The organism is Amycolatopsis sp. NPDC049252 (assembly GCF_043197175.1).
Taxonomy (GTDB): domain Bacteria; phylum Actinomycetota; class Actinomycetes; order Mycobacteriales; family Pseudonocardiaceae; genus Amycolatopsis.
Genome location: NZ_JBICSQ010000019.1, coordinates 12,492 through 29,300, shown reverse-complemented (window position 1 = coordinate 29,300; position 16,809 = coordinate 12,492). Strand labels below are relative to the sequence as shown.

Sequence of the window (16,809 nt, the reverse complement as noted above, 5' to 3'; positions counted from 1 at the left end):
CGGTGTACTCTCGGGCCAATGACTAAACAGATCGGTATACCTTCGGCGACGTTCGTGCTGAGTGCCTTGTTCGTCGTGTGCTGGTCGTCCGGCTTCATCGGGGCGAAGCTCGGAGCCGCGGACGCGCCGGTCGCGACCGTCCTGATGTGGCGGTTCGTGCCGCTGGCGCTGCTGCTCCTGCCGGCCCTGCGCCGGGCGGGCCCCACCGGGCTCGGACGGCAGGTCGTCGTCGGGCTGCTGTCGCAGTCGGGGTACCTGCTGACCGTCTACCGGGCCATCGGCCTGGGGGTCAGCACCGGGACGACGGCGCTGGTCGACGGCATCCAGCCGCTGGTCGTCGCGGCGCTCGCCGGGCCGCTGCTGGGGGTCGCCGTCAGCGGACGCCAGTGGCTCGGGCTGGGCCTCGGCCTGTCCGGCGTCGTGCTGGTGACCTGGTCGGACGCGACGTCCGGCCGCGACACCCCGCTGTGGGCCTACCTGGTGCCGTTCGCCGGGATGTGCTGCCTGGTCGCGGCGACCTTCCTCGACCGGCGCACCCGTGACCGGGGGTCGCCGTGGCAGGCCGTCGCGATCCACTGCGCCACCTCGGCCGTCGTCTTCACGGTCCTGGCGGTGGCGACCGGCACCGCGCTCCCGCCGGTGTCCGGCCGGTTCTGGCTCGCGATGGCGTGGCTGATCGTCTTCGCCACCCTCGGCGGGTACGGGCTGTACTGGCTCCTCCTGGACCGCGCCGGCGTCACCCGCGTGAACACGCTGATGTTCCTGGTCCCGTCGGCCACCACGGTCTGGGGTGCGCTGATGTTCGGGGAACCGTTCGGTCCCTGGACGATCACCGGGCTCGCGCTGGCCCTCGCCGCCACCTGGCTCGTCGCCCGGACGCCGAAGCGGGCCGGGCTCAGGGACGCGACCACGCGGTGTTCGGGGGACGGGACCACCGTGACGGCGCGGCCGCACTCCGGCGCGGCCGCCGCTTCGCCGCCGGCTCGGCGTAGCGGTCCAGCAGGACACTGAGCCGGTCGCCGTCGCTCTGGCGCCGGATGAGCCGTTCACCGCGGGCCGCCAGGGCGTCGAGGGTGAAGTCCGCCACCGCGCGCGGGGCGGGCCGGATCTCGCCGGGGTAGGTCGCCACCACGTGCATCGACCCGGATCTGCCGCCGGCGGCGTTCAGCTGCCAGCCGTCACGGCGGTTCCAGGTCAGGAGCAGGTGTCGCGCGGGCCCGTCGGCCGGGCGGCCGGCGAAGCGGATCTGGCCGTACACCGGGTCGGCCGGCTCGACGGCGGCGTCTTCGACGAGCAGCCCGAGTTCGGTTGCGACGGCGCGCAGATACGGGATGAGGTTCTTTTCGTTCGACGGGTCGGTGTCCACGGTTCACCTGCCTGGTTTCGACGATGGCTTCTCGGTTACCCGGTTTTCCCGCGGTTACGCGTGATTTGCCTCCTTGCGCTCTTGCTCTGTTCGTGCGATATCAGACCGGGGCGGGTGTGAAGGGCGACGGGGCCGGGAAACCGATGAGGTCCGCTCGAACCTGGGGGTTGAGAACGTGATACTCGAGAGCTTCGAATTCGACGCGAGCCCGCTCCGGATCAGAGAGGTGCGGTCGTGGGCGCGCGAGCAACTGGCGGCTGCGGGCGATTTGCCGGACGAAGCCATCACGGACATCGTGCTGATCGTGAACGAACTGGCCACCAACGCCGTCCGGCACGCCGCGGGGCCGGTGCGGGCCCGCCTGGTGCGGTCCGACGCCACGATCTGGGTCGGCGTCGAAGACGCGGGCGGGGCCGCCTGGTTCGACCCGGCCGCTCCCGTCTCCGCTCCGCTGGGCACCGGGCTGACCCTGGTCGCGGCGTGCTCCCGCCGTCGCGGCCACTTCCACCGCGGGGACGGCGGCCGGACGGTGTGGGCCGAGATCCCCGTCGCGAGCCAGTGACCTAAAGGTAGGAACTCTACGCTGTCAAGAGTGACGGCGGATCCTGTCTCACGATGGTCCTGTTTGGGGTGTCCACCCCGTTCAAGAGCCTGAACTGGCTGGTCTTCGGGTTGCCCGCTGCAAGGTGGGCCGGGCTATATTCATCAGATGTCTGCCCGCTGACCCTGCCGGAGAACCCCGATGCGAATCGCCACCGTCGTCGCGCACCTGGTCACCGCCACCGCCGTCGTCGCGGCGGTCGGCGCCACTCCCGGAAGACCTCCGGACGTCCTGTACGCCGACCCTTCCGGGCACGGCTCCGCCTGCAGCTCCCACGCCCCCTGCGACCTGTCCACGGCCCGTGACCGGGTCCGCGGGCTCGTCGCGCACGCCCGCGGCGACGTCGTGGTCGAGCTGCGCGGCGGCACCTACGCGCTGACCACGCCGTTGCGGCTGGGCGTGCCGGACTCCGGCTCGCCGGGCCACCGCGTCGTCTACCGCGCGGCCTCCGGGCAGACCCCGGTCTTCAGCGGCGCACGGAAGATCACCGGTTTCCGGAAGGCGGACGACGCCAAGAACGTCTACCGCGCCCCGGTGCCGAAGGGGACGGCGAGCCGCGAGCTGTTCGTCGACGGCGTCCGCGCGCAGCGGGCCCGCACCGTCCAGGACCCGGGCGGGTTCTCGGTGTCCGCCACGGGGTTCACCACCGCCGACGCGTCCTACACGTCCTGGACGAACGCGCCCGGCGTCGAGGTCGTCGCCGACAACGGCTGGAAGCAGCTGCGCTGCCCGCTGGCCTCGATCACGCCCGGCGCCGCGGGCGGGTCGGCGCTGACCGTCGACCCCGGGTGCTGGACCAACAACCACACCTCGGTCCCCGACCCGAGCTTTCCGTTCAACGGCGCCGGCCTGCCGTCGCTCGACCGCGTGACCTGGCTCGAGAACGCCTACCAGCTGCTCGGCACCCCCGGCCAGTTCTACCTCGACGGCGACGCCGGCTACCTCTACTACGTGCCCCGGCCCGGTGAGGACCTGGCCAAGGCCGACGTCGAACTGCCCGTCGCCCCGGAGCTGCTCGACCTCGCCGGCACCCCCGGGCACCTCGCGCCGCTCAACGACACCGACTGGCGCGCGACCTACACCGGCAGCTGGAACTACTCGAGCGGACGGCACCTCGGTGACCTCGGCGCCGACGTGCACTACACCCAGAACGACGGGGACGCGTTCGGCTACACCTTCACCGGCACCGGAATCCAGGTGCTGACCGAAACGAACGCGGACGAAGGCGACATGGACGTCTACGTCGACGGCGTCAAAAAGCAGACGGTTTCGGCGAAAAGCACCGAACGGCTCGCGCAGCAGGCCGTCGTCTCGGTCACCGGGCTGGCCCAGGGGAAGCACACGGTCCGGGTGGTCAAGGCCGGCGGCGACTACCTGCTGATCGACGCTTTCACCGTCATTCCCGACGTCGTCGCGCCGGTGCACGACATCGCCTTCGAAGGCATCACCTTCGCCTACACGACGTGGACCGCGCCGAGCACCGCCGGCTACGTCGACAACCAGGCCGGGATCCTCTGGGACCCGGCCACCCGCACCCCGACCCGGATCCCGGCCGCCGTGCAGGTGCACCGCGGCGCGCGGATCGCCTTCACCGGCGTCACCGTGCAGCACACCGGGACCAGCGGCATCGACCTGGCCGACCAGACCCACGACGCCACCGTCTCCGGCAGCTCGATCACCGACCTCGGCGGCAGCGGGGTCGCCGTGGGCGAGGTCGACGACTACTACCAGACCCAGCCCGCGCTGATGACCAGCGGCAACACCGTCTCCGGCAACGTCGTGCAGCGGCCGGGGCAGGAGTACCAGGACGCGGTCGGCGTCTGGGTGGGTCACAGCCGTGGGACCACGTTGTCCCACAACGACATCGGCTACACGCCGTACTCGGGTGTGTCGATCGGGTGGGGCTGGGGCTGGGCGTCGAGCTGCGCGCTGCAGGCCAAGCAGGGCCTGGCCGACCCCTGCCTGCACGGCACGACCTACGCCGGTGACAACCACGTCGTCGGCAACCACGTGCACAGCGTGATGGGCGTGCTCTTCGACGGCGGCCCGGTCTACACCCTCGGCGGGCAGGCGTCGCCGTCCGAATTCGCTGGCAACGTGCTCGGGGAGTGCGTCAACGGCTGCAACATGATCTACCACGACGAGGGCAGCTCGCTGTGGAACACCCACGACAACGTGGTGGAGTTCAGCAACGGCTCGCTGTGGCTGAACCTGTGGACGCCGACCATCCACGACGACACCATCCACGGCAACTTCACCGACACCGACCGGTACCACAACAGCGGCACGGACATCGACCTCACGCCGTCCACTGTGGTCACCGACGGCCGCTGGCCGCCCGCGGCCCGGGCGATCATCGACGCGGCCGGGCCGCACCTCCCGCCCACCACGGTGCTCGACGACGACGACCTGCGGATCGCCTACACCGGGAGCTGGTCCTCGAGCGGCTCGCGCCCCTACGGCGACCTCGAAAACGGGGTGCACTACACCCAGCAGGACGGCGCTTCCGCGTCGATCACCTTCACCGGGACCGGGATCGGCCTCCTCACCGAGACGAATTCCGACGAGGGGGACATCGGCGTCACGCTCGACGGCGCCGACAAGGGAATCGTCAGCGCGAACACCGCCCAGCGGCAGGCCCGGTTTCCCGTTTATTCGGTGACCGGGCTTGCCGCCGGGCGGCACACGCTGACCGTTTCCAAGAAGAGCGGAACCTATTTCCTGGTGGACGGCTTCCGCGTCGAATAGCGGCTCAGCGGTTCAGCAGCCGCAGGTCGACCGCGTCGGCCATGGCCTGCATGCCGGCTTCGTTCGGGTGGAGGTGATCCCCCGAGTCGAAGCCGGCGCGCAGGGCCGCCGGATCGGAGGGGTCGTGCAGCGCCTGGTCGAAGTCGACGACGCCGTCGAACTGCCCGCCGGTGCGGATCCAGGCGTTCGCCGCCTGGCGGATCGCTTCGGCGGGTTCGCTGTAGTAGCCGGCGCCCTTGTCCGGCAACAGGGTTCCGCCGAGGATCCGCACTCCGGCGGCGTGCGCCTGGCGGATCAGCTCGCGGTAGCCGTCGATCAGCTGCTGCGCGGTGAGCGGGCCGCCGCCGGGGCCGGCGTTGTTGCCGATGTCGTTGATGCCCTCCATGAGGATCACCGTCCGCACGCCGGGCTGCGCGAGCGCGTCGTGGGCGAACCGCTTGAGGGCGCTGACCCCCTGCCAGACGTTCGGCACGTCGGTCAGCACCCGGTTGCCGCCGATCCCGGCGTCGACCACGGCGCCCGGGTGCGGCCCGGCGAGCCGGCGGGCGAGGTCGTCCGGCCAGCGGCGGTACACGCTCGCCGGGGTGTTGTAGCCGTCGGTGATGGAGTCGCCGAACGCGACGACGGTGCCGCGGGCGGCGGGGGAGACGACGTCCAAACCGGACAGATAGTACCAGGAAGTCGTGGCGGCGACGTAGTTCCCGTCTTCGGCGTCGGCGGTGTGGTCGCCCGGCTTCGAGAGGTAGGAGACGTCGAACGCGTCGGAGTGCCAGGTCGCCGAGCTGGTCGCCCGGGGCAGGTACAGGCTCACGAGCAGGTTCTGCTCGGCGCGCAACGACAGCGGCACCGGATCGCTGACGACCTCCTGGCCCGCCGGGATCGTAAGCGCTTTCTGGTGCGAGAACGTCACCGTCCGCTGAGAGTCGTCGACGGCGGTCGCCCGGTCGGCCTGCAGCGCGACGCTCACCGCGCCGACGGCGAGGGGAGTGGTGCCACGCAGGTTGGACAGGTGCACGCGTAACCCGTCACCGCCGACGCTGGGGTGGGCGACCATCCGCAGCGTCTGGTCGGTGAAGTTCGGGCCGCCGGTCGTCATGCTCGGCGACCACACGGAAACCCGCTGAACCGACGAGGAATCCGGTTCGGCGACCGCGGTGTTCGTGCTGCCCGAAATCAGCAGAATGATTGTCGCGGCGGCCAGCAACGTCTTTTTTGGTGTCACGGGAATCACCTTCTTCGGTGGGGAGGAAAACAGTATTGCCGGTCATTGCCGGAAATGGCCAGAGTGCGGTGCGCGGGACCGGTTCGTGCCCGGCGCGGCCGCGACGTAGAGTTCCGGGAGACGGCCGGGAACCGGCCCACGGTGCAGGGTGACGGAGGGTTCGTGGCCGGTTCCGACGACGACGCGTTCTTCGCCGACGGCGACATCGGCGAGGACCTGGCCGCGGTCGACTGGGCGGCGACGCCGCTCGGGCCGCCGTCCGGGTGGCCGCAGAGCCTCCAGACCGCGGTGGACATCCTCGTGTCGTCCCGGTTCTCGATGTGGATGGCCTGGGGCCCGGAGCTGACGTTCTTCTGCAACGCCGCCTACCGCCGCGACACCCTGGGCCGCAAGTACCCGTGGGCCCTCGGGCGGCCGGCGAGCGAGGTGTGGGCCGAGATCTGGGACGACATCGGCCCGCGGATCGCCACCGTGCTCTCCACCGCGCGGGCGACCTGGGACGAGGGCCTGCTGCTCTACCTGGAGCGCTCCGGCTACCCGGAGGAGTCGTACCACACGTTCTCCTACAGCCCGCTGCGCGACGACGACGGCGTCGTGGTCGGGATGCTGTGCGTGGTCCGCGAGGACACCGACCGGGTCATCGCGGACCGCCGGATGACCACCCTGCGCGACCTGGGATCGGACCCGACGGTCGTGCGCACCGAGGGGCAAATGCTGGCCTTCGCCGGCCGCCAGCTCGCCCGCAACCTGCGGGACCTGCCCTTCACGGTCACCTACCTCTTCGGCGAAGACGGGCTCGCGCGGCGGGCGGGGTCCACCGGGATCGCCGCCGGTCACCCGGCCGCCCCGGCCACGCTCGCCGCCGGCGACGAGAACGCGGTGTGGCCGGCGGCGGGACCGGCCGCCGGCGAGTCCGTGCTCGTCGACCTCGGGGGCGCGGCGTTCGCCGACCTGCCGGCCGGGGACTGGCCGGAGCCGCCTACCCAGGCGCTGCTGGTGCCGCTGGTGCAGCAGGGCGGCGCGCCCTACGGGTTCCTGGTGGCCGGGCTGAACCGCTACCGCACCCTGGACGAGGCCTACCGCGGGTTCGTGGACCTGGTCGCCGGGCACCTCGCGGCCGGGATCGGCGGGGCCCGCAGCTTCCACGCCCAGCAGCGGCGCGCGGAGGAGCTGGCCGAGCTCGACCGCGCCAAGACGGCGTTCTTCTCCAACATCAGCCACGAGTTCCGCACCCCGCTCACCCTGATCATGGGGCCGCTGGACGAGCTGCGCTCCCGCGTCGGGACCACCGACGAGCGCACCGGCCGGGAGCTGGACGTCATCCACCGCAACGGGTTGCGGCTGGGCAAGCTCGTCAACACGCTGCTCGACGTCTCCCGTCTCGAGGCCGGCCGCATGCAGGCCCGGTTCGAGCCGGTGGACCTGGCCGAGGTCACCGCCGAGCTCGCCGGCGTGTTCCGCTCCGCCATCGACAAGGCCGGGCTGCGGCTGGAGGTCGACTGCCCGCCGCTGGGCGGGCCCGTGCACCTCGACCGCGGCCTGTGGGAGAAGGTGATCTTCAACCTGCTGTCCAACGCGCTGAAGTTCACCTTCGAGGGCGCCATCACCGTCACGACGCGGGCGGACGGCGACCAGGCGGCCGTCACCGTCGCCGACACCGGGATCGGCGTGCCCGAAGGGGAATTGCCCCGGCTGTTCCAGCGGTTCCACCGCATCGAGAACGCCCGCGCCCGCTCCACCGAAGGCAGCGGCATCGGGCTGGCGCTGGCCCAGGAGATCGTCGACCTGCACGGCGGCACGATCAGCGCGCGCAGCGTCGAGGGCGCGGGCACCACCTTCACCATCCGGTTGCCCTTCGGCTCCGCCCACCTGCCCGCGGAGTCACTGGTCCCGGCCGGCGGCCACGCCACCGCCCCGGACGCCGCCGCCTACGTGCAGGAAGCCCTGCGCTGGCTGCCCAGCACCCCCGGAAACCCCGGAGCCGGTCCCGAGCCGGCCCCTTCGGCGCCGACGCGGGTGCTCGTCGCCGACGACAACGCCGACATGCGCGAGTACCTCACCCGGCTGCTGAGCGACGCCGGTTACCAGGTCGACGCGGTGACCGACGGCCAGGAGGCACTGGAAGCCGCGCGGACGACGGCGTTCGACCTCGTCGTCAGCGACGTCATGATGCCCCGGCTGGGCGGGCTCGAGCTGGTCGCGGCGCTGCGCGACGACCCGCGCACGGCGTCGGTGCCCGCCCTGCTGCTGTCCGCGCGCGCCGGGGAGGAGGCCTCGATCGAGGGCCTGCGGGCCGGCGCCGACGACTACCTGATCAAGCCGTTCGCCGCGGCCGAGCTCCTCGCGCGGGTCCGGGCGAACGTCGAGCTGGCGCGGCTGCGCACGCACCAGGCCCGCTGGCGCAGCGCGCTGGTCGACTCGCTGCAGGAGGCGTTCTTCGTCTGCGACGCCGACGGCGCGGTCATCGAGATCAACGCCGCCTTCACCGACATCCTGGGTTACCGCACCGACGGGCTGCCGTACCGCCCGGTCCACCCCTGGTGGCCGGACCCCGCCGCCGATCCCGAGGGCTACCGGGCGGTCGACGAGGCGTTCGCCACCCTGCTCGGGCGCAGCAACGGCACCTACACGATCCCCGTCACCCACCTCGACGGTCACCGGCTGTGGGTCCGGGCCGCCTTCAGCCAGGCCCAGGACCCGGACACCGGCAAGGCCGTGATCGTCGGCACCTTCCGCGACGTCACCGCCGAGCACTACGCGATCCAGCGGGACGCCGCCCTGGCGTCGATGAGCACCCGGCTGGCCCAGGCGACCACGCTGACGGACGCGATGACCAGCGCGCTGAGCGAGCTGAAGGACCTCTGGCGGGCCGAAGCCGTCACCGCCGCCGTGTTCGGCACCGGCGACGAGCCCACGCAGACCTTCGGCGACCCGCCCGTCTCCGACGAGCAGCGCCGGGTCCTCGGCGAGCTGCGGCAGGGACCGCTGCTGGCCCCGGTTTCCGGCCACACCTCCGGGCACACGTGGTCCGGGACCGTGCTCGAACACCCCCACGGGCGGCTGGCGCTGCTGCTCACCCTCGGCGACCGGCGCCCGTTCACCGACGAGGACGGGCTGCTGCTGTCGCTGCTCGCCGGCCACATCGGGCCGAGCCTGAGCCGCGCCCACCAGATCGACCAGCAGCGCGAGACCGCCGTCGCCCTGCAGCGGGCCATCCTCGGCCCCGCCGACCTGCCCACCGGGTTCGCCGTCCGCTACGAGCCGGCCACCCGGCCCCTCGAGGTCGGCGGCGACTGGTACGACACCGTCACCCTGGCCGACGGCCGCATCGGCATCGTGGTCGGCGACTGCGTGGGCCGTGGCCTGAACGCCGCCGCCGTGATGGGGCAGCTGCGCAGCGCGTGCCGCGCGCTCCTGCTGCAGGAACCGCGCCCGGCCCAGACCCTGATGGCCCTGGACCGGTTCGCGGCCAAGCTCGACGGCGCGCTCTGCACCACCGTCTTCTGCGGGGTGCTCGACCCGGGGACCGGGCAGCTGACCTACAGCACCGCCGGGCACCCGCCGGGGATCCTGGCCCTCTCGGACGGAACGACGCTCCTGCTCGAAGGCGGCCGGTCGGTGCCACTCGGCGTCCGCCCCGGGCGCCCGCGCCCCGAAGCGGAGCACACCATCCCCGCCCGCGCGACCCTGCTGCTGTACACCGACGGCCTGGTCGAACGCCGGAGACGCCCGCTGGACGAGGGCATCGAACACGCCGGCCGCGTGCTGCACGACGGCCGGGTCAACCCGGTCGAAGTCCTGGCGGGCCAGCTGATGAGCAGCCTGAGCCCGGCCGCGGGGTACGACGACGACGTCGCCCTGCTGCTCTACCGCCACCCCGGGCCGCTGGAGGTGAGCTTCCCGGCCGAGGCGGGCGAGCTCGGCCACGTCCGGCGGACCCTGCGCACCTGGCTCGGCCAGTGCCAGCTGGACGCCCAGCAGGCTCAGAACATCCTGGTCGCGGCGGGCGAGGCCTGCGCCAACGCCGTCGAACACGGCCACCGCGACACCCCGGGCGACCTCGTCCGCCTCCGCGCCGAAGCCTTCGCCGACAGCCTGCGCCTCACGGTCGCGGACACCGGCCGGTGGAAGAACGCCGACGCGGTCCCGGGATCCCACCGCGGCCACGGCATCACGTTCATGCGGGCGATGATGCAGGAGGTCACCATCAACACCGGCGCCGCCGGGACCACCGTCGACATGCAGACCAGGATCGTGTGATGACCACTGCGCTTTCCCTTGTCCTCCAGGAACGTCCCGACGGCACGAGGCTGCTGGCGGCGAGCGGCGAGATCGACATCAGCAACGCGGCCGACCTCGCGAAGGCGCTCGAGGGGGCCCTCGCAGGGGACACCGACGGGATCACGCTCGACCTGACGGCGGTCGAATACCTGGACAGCGCGGGCATCGCGGTGCTGTTCGACCACGCCGACCACCTCGAACTGGTGGCCACACCGTTGCTGATCCCGGTCCTGAGGGTGTCCGGCCTCGGCGACCTGACGACGATCCACGAAGGCGGCGCCTGAGCGCGGGCCGGGAACCCCGGCACCGCGAGCTTCGGCTCGGCGTCGAGACGCCCGCCTGGCATGCGGTGACCACCTTCCACTGCCGCGCTGCGGTCGCCGACGCTGCTGGTCGACGGTCTCGACGAGCTGCTGCTCACCACGGCCGTGCTCAGCGAAGTCGCGCCGAGCGGGTCGGCGCTGATCTCGGCGTCCGGTGCCCGACCGGGGTCTACGCCACCGACACCCGCGATGGGGACCTGCCGGCCACCTACGCGCTGCCCACGCTGCGGCCGCCGACCTCACGCGGTGAGGCTCAGCTGGGTGGCTCCGTGGTCCCGGCGTCCTGTTCGACGTCCTGCGTGTCGGGTTCCTCGCGCTCGGCCGCCGGTACCTCGATGTCCAGGTCGACGTCGGGGGTGCCGGGAGTGCGGGGCACGTCGGGGGTCAGGGGGCCTTCGTCGGTTTCGCTCATGATCGTGGGTTACCCGGTTCGCGCGGGGTTAGCCATCGACCAGGAGACCCCGCAGCGGCCCCTGGAGCCGCCCGGCCCGGCGGGAGACGCCCGGGAGCAGCACCAGCCGGTGGGTCCGGCGCTCACCGCGGGTTTCCCGGTCGCGCTGTTCCTGCGCGAGGGGCCGCCAGAGCCCGTCGACGACGTCCGCGGGATCGGCGTCCACTTCGGTCATCGGGCGGCCCAGGTGCTCGGCCCACAGGCGCAGGCGGGTGGAACGGACCAGCTCGCGGTCGTCGGTCGCGATGTTGACCTCGGTGTCGTTGAACAGCGAGTGTTCGTTGAGGTTCGCGGACCCGATGGTCAGCCACTCGTCGTCCACGATGCCGACTTTCGCGTGCACGTAGACGGGGGAGGCGGTCTCCCCTTCGTGCGCGCTGACGGTCGCCGCGAGCAGCCGGCCGGCCCCACCGTCGGCGTCCACCAGCCGGCCGAGCTGGCCGCGGGTGGTGTCGGCGCCGTTGCTGGGCTTGCGGGGCAGCAGCAGGACGATCCGGAAGCGGTCGTCCGGTGGGTTCTTCAGCTTGTCGATCAGCACCTCGGCGATCTCGGGGGACCACAGGAACTGGTTCTCCAGGTAGATCAGCCGCCGGGCCGACCGCAGGGCCCGCAGGTAGCCGTCGAGGATGGTGAACTCGCCCTTCGGCGCGAAGTCGTACGTGCTGTTCGGCACGGTCCGCAGCAGCTGCACCCGGGTCTCGCCGGCCGGGCCGGGCCGCTTCGGCTCCGGCAGTTCCTCGCCGGCGACCTCGGTCCACCGGTGCCGGAAGTGCTCGGCGACGTCGGCGACCACCGGCCCTTCGAGCCGCGTCGCCAGGTCGTGCCAGCCGATGTCGCGCGGCGGGTGGTCGGGGCTGTCGTGCCGGTCGCCCTGCAGCGCGGTGAAGTCCACCCCGCCGACGAACGCGATCTCGTCGTCGACCACGACGATCTTCTCGTGGTGGCAGTGCATGGTCCGCTCGCGGGAGTCCAGGACGCAGCGCACGCCGGTGCCCTCGGTGAGCTTGCGCTGCTGCTCCTTCGCCAGGCCCCGCGTCGGCTGGAACGCCGGCACGGGCGGCCCCGCCCACATCAGGACCCGCACGCCGACCCCGCGTCCGGCGGTCTCGGCGAGCAGCTCCCGCAGCGTGGGCGCGCCGGGCTCGCGGGTCAGCCGGAAGTCGGCGCTCGCGTGCCAGTTCGCGATGTGGACGTGTGATTTCGCCCCCCGGATGGCCTCCGCGATGGCCGGCAGCGACTCCTCGCCGTCGATCAGCACCTCGACGCGGTTGCCCTCCCGCACCGCGGCCCGCCCGCCGAACCGATCGGCCGTGCCACCGCGGCCGAGGACCTCACCCCAGCCGAGCCCGCGCAGCCGCCGCCGGTGGTGGGCGCACAGGAGGTGCTCGAGCCCGTCACCCAGCCGCTCGTCCGCCTTGTCCAGGAAGGTACCGAATATCGTCACGCTCCCATGGCACTACAGATCGGCCCGCTCCGCCGCGTGGGGCCTTATCGTGGTGGACGCGGGACCGGCACAAGAAGTGGTGAGTGCATGACATCCGGAGCGGGCCACCGGCTCCTCGAGTTCCTCGGCGAGCTGCGGGCGACCACCCGGTGGACGGTGGCGGTCACCGACGAGATCGGCGCCCTGTCGCGGTGGCGGCTGAGCGGATCGACATGGGAGGCCGTCGTGACCGTGGAGCCGCGGCGCTGGCTCGGACTGGAGTTCGAAGCGCGGGATCCGGTGACCGGCAAACGGGCCGGCTACGACATCGACACCGACCTGTACGACATCGCCCGGGACGACCAGCGCGAATTCGCGGAAGAGATCGAGCACGACATCGTCGAATTCCTCGACAACCTGAGGAGGGGTGTCGTGCTGCGGGGGAACGACGGGGCGAAGTTCGTGCTCGTCTTTCCCCTGAACGGTTCCCACGTCCGCGTAGTCCAGGGCCGCTTCCTGACCAGGGCGTCCACGCACGCCGATCTCGCCGCGGCCCGGCGCGGCGGCGACTACGTGCCGCTGGAATGACGGGGGAGCGCGGATGACCGAATGGGACGGCGAACGAATCCGGCTGCTGACGGCGGGCGCCGGTGAGCTGGCCGGGATCGCGCTGGCGAACGTCGTGCGCGAGTACCCGCACTACGAAGGCCATTGGCACGTCGAGGGTGTGCCCATCGCCACGCCGAGCGGAGATCCGCCGCACCCTCGACGAGCGCCTGACCACCGAGGCACTGGCCGCCGAAGCCGCCCACTTCGCCCGCGACGACCACCGCACCACGCAACGTCCCTACGGCTGGTCGGCTCTCCTGGAACTCACCGTCGAGCTCGCCACCTGGGACGATCCGGACGCCGCGCGCTGGTCGGCGGCCCTGGGCGAGCTGAGCGCGGTCTTCGTGGCCCGCTATCTCGACTGGCTGCCGCGGGCCACGTACCCGATCCGCAGCGGGGTGCACGACAACGGCGCGTTCGGGCTTTCGCGCGCGCTGCCGTACGCCGATCCGCGGCTGCGGCAGGTCGTCACCGAGACCGCCTGGCGGTGGTTCGGGACCGACCGCGACTATCCCGGTTCCTGGGAGCCGTCCGGGGCCGATTTCCTGTCCCCGGCACTGGCCGAGGCCGAACTCATGTCCCGCCTGCTGCCCGCGGCCGGGTTCGCCGGCTGGCTGGACCGGTTCCTGCCCGGCATCGCCGACCGGACACCGGCGGCCTTGTTCACCCCGGCGACCGTCACCGACACCTCCGACGGGCTGATCGCCCACCTGCACGGGCTCAACCTGCACCGCGCCTGGTGCTGGCAGCGCCTCGCCCGCGCCCTCCCGGCCGGCGACGACCGGATCCCCGTCATGCTCGACGCCACCCGCGCGCACACCCACGCCTCGCTGCCCGAAGTCACCGGCGGCTCCTACGCCGTCGAACACTGGCTGGCCTACTACGCCCTCCTCCTGCTGAGCTGACCCCCGAAGCCGTGAAGGCCTCCTTCCCGGCCATAAGCACCGGTAAGGAGGCCTTCACGGCTTTCACGCTCAGAAGTACGGGCTCCAGCCGGCCCCGTGGACGACCGCCGCGCCGAACTTGTTCGCGCCGAGGCCGTTCCAGGTGTAGAGGGTGCTCTCGCCGATGCCGCCGATGTCGGTGTGGCCGTCACCGTTGATGTCGCCGAGGTCCATCAGGCTGGTGGCGTACGGGCTCCAGCCCGGCCCGGTGACGATGTCGGCGTTGAAGTTGTTGCTGCCTTTGCCGTTCCAGATGTGGAGCTGGCCGCTCGCGACGGCCGCGATGTCGCCGATGCCGTCGCCGTTGAAGTCGCCGCCGATCGGCCGGGTGTACGGGCTCCAGCCGGCGCCGTGGACGACCGCCGCGCCGAACTTGTTGTTGCCGAGGCCGTTCCACGTGTACAGGGTGCCGTCGCTGATCGCGCCGATGTCGGTGTGGCCGTCCCCGTTGATGTCGCCGACGGTGAACAGCGTGGCGGCGTACGGGCTCCAGCCGGGGCCGGTCACGACGTCGGCCGTGAAGTCGTTGTCCCCACGCCCGTTCCAGATGTGGAGCTGGCCGTTGCTGGTGGCGGCGAGGTCGCTGACGCCGTCGTCGTTGAAGTCGCCGGCGATCGGCCGGCTGTAGGCGTCCCAGCCGCGGCCGTAGGTCACCGCGGCGTTGAAGTTGTTGCCGCCCTTGCCGTTCCAGATGGTGATGACCCCGGTGGCGGTGGAGAAGATGTCGCCGATGCCGTCGTCGTTGAAGTCCGCGCCGTCGGCGGCTCTCGCGGTCCACAGGGCGTTGACGATCTTCTGCGCGTCCCCGGCCTGCGGCTGGTAGCGGTCGGGGAACGCCGAAACCTGGACGGCCTGGCAGACGTCGCCGATCACCGCGGTCTTCCAGCCGTCGTTCGGGTACTTCTGGAGCATCTTGTCGAGGAACGCGTTCGTCGCCGTTCTGGGGTTGAGGCGCTCCGCGACCGTGCCCCAGCCGGCCCGCTGCTGGAACAGGCCGAGGCTGTCGTGGTCGACCTCCTCGTCGATGTTCTGCAGGCCCGTCTCCACGATCACGGTGGTGATCGCGATGACCGCGGCCCGGGAAGCCAGGCCCCGATCGCGGACGGCGTCGACGACCTCACGGGCGCACGAGACGCGGTACGCCGACATCGAGCCCTTCATCTTCGCGGACAGGCTGCTGTTGAGCTGGGTGGCCAGGGTGGCGTCCCGGCCGGTGGTGCCCGCGCTGTCGCACGCGGCGGTGCTGGTGGCCGCGACGAACCGCGGTCCGGAGTAGACGTCCGGGATCGACGCGTAGGCGGGCGAAGCCACGGTGAGGATCGCCGCGAACGTCACGGCTGCCGTCGCGGTGCGACGGACGAAGGTGGTGGACACGAGGGAAACACTCCCGGGGAGAAGGGGCCGGGGCGCCGGACGGCGCCCCGGCGGGGGCGGCTCAGAAGTAGGGGGACCAGCCGGCGCCGTGCACGACGGCCGCGGAGAACTTGTTGGCGCCTTGGCCGTTCCAGGTGTAGAGGACACCGCTGCTGGTGGCACCGATGTCGCTGTGGCCGTCACCGTTGATGTCGCCCAGGTCCATCAGGGTGGTGGCGTACGGGCTCCAGCCGGGACCGGTGACGATGTCGGCGTTGAAGTTGTTGCCGCCCTTGCCGTTCCAGATGTGGAGCTGACCGCTGCTGACGGCGGCGATGTCGCCGATGCCGTCGGCGTTGAAGTCGCCGCCGATCGGCCGGCTGTAGGGGCTCCAGCCCGCACCGTGGACGACGGCCGCGCCGAACTTGTTGTTGCCCAGGCCGTTCCAGGTGTACAGCGTGCCGCCGCTGATGGCGCCGATGTCGGTGTGCCCGTCACCGTTGATGTCGCCGACCGTGAACAGCGTTGCGGCGTAGGGGGACCAGCCGGGTCCGGTGACCGTGTCGGCGGTGAAGTCGTTGTGGCCGCGGCCGTTCCAGATGTGCAGCTCGCCGTTGCTGGTGGCGGCCAGGTCGCTGATGCCGTCGTCGTTGAAGTCGCCGGCGATGGGGCGGCTGTAGGCGTCCCAGCCGCGGCCGTAGGTCAGGGCGCTGTCGAAGTTGTTGCTGCCCTTGCCGTTCCAGATGGTGATGACGCCGGTGGCGGTGGAGAAGATGTCGCCGTCGCCGTCACCGTTGAAGTCCGCGCCGTCCCCGGCGTTCGAGGCGCCGCCGGTGATCTTGTTGTAGCGGATTCCGCGGTAGCTGCTCAGCTCGGACCAGTAGTCTATGTTGTGGTTGGTCTTCTGGCCGTAGGTGTTCTCCGAGTAGACCCAGGCGCCCGCGTGGTGGTCGCTGGCGTCGACCCACTTTTCGAAGAGCTCGATGTGGCCGCTGCGCAGCAGCGCGTCGCCCGGCTGCAGGTCGTCCAGGCTCACCGAGGACTTGCCGGAGTAGCTCGAGAAGTCGTCGGTGTTGAGGTCCCAGCCGTCCGACTTCTTCGGCAGGTGCCAGGCCATCGCGACCAGGCCCGAGCAGTCCGGGCGGTACGTGTGGCCGTCGCCGTCGGAGATGGCGTCGCTCTGGTCCTGGCTGTACCAGGTGTCGCCGCGGTTGTACCAGTACTTGGCGCGGGCGATGACCTCGGCGCGGGAGATCGACCCGCCCACCGCGGACGCCGCGGCGGCCTCCGGCTGCCGCGCCACCGTGGTCTGCAGCGCGACCATGCCGGTGGTGAGGGCGACGAGGGCCGCGAACGCGGAGACCAGCCGATGCGTCCGCGACTTCGGGAGCGCGGAACCGGATCTGTTCATGATGGCCTTTCCTGAGGATGATGTCCGTTGACCACACCGAGACTCCTGGGGACGGCTGTAGCCACGGTTCAGCGCCG

13 protein-coding genes are annotated in these 16,809 nt (G+C 71.6%); 7 read left to right on the top strand and 6 right to left on the bottom strand.

Features of this window, described 5'->3' with window-relative positions; translation table 11 throughout:
* Window positions 1–18 precede the first annotated feature (18 nt).
* Window positions 19–1,011, top strand: coding sequence for a DMT family transporter (locus ACGFMK_RS21795; RefSeq protein WP_392765927.1), 993 nt, complete (start codon window positions 19–21; stop codon window positions 1,009–1,011).
* Here ACGFMK_RS21795 and ACGFMK_RS21790 read toward each other — a convergent pair.
* Window positions 896–1,366: a DUF6292 family protein gene (locus ACGFMK_RS21790; RefSeq protein WP_392765924.1), complete on the bottom strand. Its 471-nt coding sequence runs from the start codon at window positions 1,364–1,366 to the stop codon at window positions 896–898. The genes ACGFMK_RS21795 and ACGFMK_RS21790 overlap by 116 nt on opposite strands.
* Before the next feature lie 175 nt (window positions 1,367–1,541).
* On the opposite strand from ACGFMK_RS21790, the gene ACGFMK_RS21785 reads away from it, so the two are divergent.
* Both ACGFMK_RS21785 and ACGFMK_RS21780 read left to right on the top strand, forming a co-directional pair.
* Window positions 1,542–1,928 carry an ATP-binding protein gene (locus ACGFMK_RS21785; RefSeq protein ID WP_392765921.1) on the top strand — a complete coding sequence of 129 codons (387 nt, stop codon included), beginning with the start codon at window positions 1,542–1,544 and terminating at the stop codon, window positions 1,926–1,928.
* 180 nt (window positions 1,929–2,108) lie between these two features.
* Entirely contained in the window at window positions 2,109–4,715 is a 2,607-nt protein-coding gene (locus ACGFMK_RS21780; protein ID WP_392765918.1) for a hypothetical protein, read from the top strand.
* A gap of 4 nt (window positions 4,716–4,719) precedes the next feature.
* Here ACGFMK_RS21780 and ACGFMK_RS21775 read toward each other — a convergent pair whose 3' ends face one another.
* Complete coding sequence (locus ACGFMK_RS21775; protein WP_392765915.1) at window positions 4,720–5,937, bottom strand: SGNH/GDSL hydrolase family protein; 1,218 nt, start codon at window positions 5,935–5,937, stop codon at window positions 4,720–4,722.
* 162 nt (window positions 5,938–6,099) lie between these two features.
* On the opposite strand from ACGFMK_RS21775, the gene ACGFMK_RS21770 reads away from it, so the two are divergent.
* Complete coding sequence (locus tag ACGFMK_RS21770) at window positions 6,100–10,197, top strand: SpoIIE family protein phosphatase (protein ID WP_392765912.1); 4,098 nt, start codon at window positions 6,100–6,102, stop codon at window positions 10,195–10,197.
* Window positions 10,197–10,502: an STAS domain-containing protein gene (locus ACGFMK_RS21765; RefSeq protein WP_392765910.1), complete on the top strand. Its 306-nt coding sequence runs from the start codon at window positions 10,197–10,199 to the stop codon at window positions 10,500–10,502. Before ACGFMK_RS21770 ends, ACGFMK_RS21765 begins: the two co-directional genes overlap by 1 nt.
* A 292-nt stretch (window positions 10,503–10,794) precedes the next feature.
* Here ACGFMK_RS21765 and ACGFMK_RS21760 read toward each other — a convergent pair whose 3' ends face one another.
* Complete coding sequence (locus ACGFMK_RS21760) at window positions 10,795–10,953, bottom strand: hypothetical protein (protein ID WP_392765908.1); 159 nt, start codon at window positions 10,951–10,953, stop codon at window positions 10,795–10,797.
* A gap of 28 nt (window positions 10,954–10,981) precedes the next feature.
* On the bottom strand, window positions 10,982–12,436 hold the full coding sequence (locus tag ACGFMK_RS21755) for a phosphatidylserine/phosphatidylglycerophosphate/cardiolipin synthase family protein (protein WP_392765905.1): 1,455 nt from the start codon (window positions 12,434–12,436) through the stop codon (window positions 10,982–10,984).
* 87 nt (window positions 12,437–12,523) lie between these two features.
* Here ACGFMK_RS21755 and ACGFMK_RS21750 point away from each other — a divergent pair, with 87 nt between their 5' ends.
* Entirely contained in the window at window positions 12,524–13,003 is a 480-nt protein-coding gene (locus tag ACGFMK_RS21750; RefSeq protein ID WP_392765902.1) for a hypothetical protein, read from the top strand.
* A 137-nt stretch (window positions 13,004–13,140) separates the two neighbouring features.
* Complete coding sequence (locus ACGFMK_RS21745) at window positions 13,141–13,929, top strand: DUF2891 family protein (protein WP_392765899.1); 789 nt, start codon at window positions 13,141–13,143, stop codon at window positions 13,927–13,929.
* Window positions 13,930–13,998: 69 nt separating this feature from the next.
* Here the strand turns inward: ACGFMK_RS21745 and ACGFMK_RS21740 are convergent, their stop codons facing one another.
* Both ACGFMK_RS21740 and ACGFMK_RS21735 read right to left on the bottom strand, forming a co-directional pair.
* Complete coding sequence (locus tag ACGFMK_RS21740; RefSeq protein ID WP_392765896.1) at window positions 13,999–15,342, bottom strand: FG-GAP repeat domain-containing protein; 1,344 nt, start codon at window positions 15,340–15,342, stop codon at window positions 13,999–14,001.
* A gap of 61 nt (window positions 15,343–15,403) precedes the next feature.
* Window positions 15,404–16,732: an FG-GAP repeat domain-containing protein gene (locus tag ACGFMK_RS21735; protein ID WP_392765893.1), complete on the bottom strand. Its 1,329-nt coding sequence runs from the start codon at window positions 16,730–16,732 to the stop codon at window positions 15,404–15,406.
* Between the last annotated feature and the right edge of the window lie 77 nt (window positions 16,733–16,809).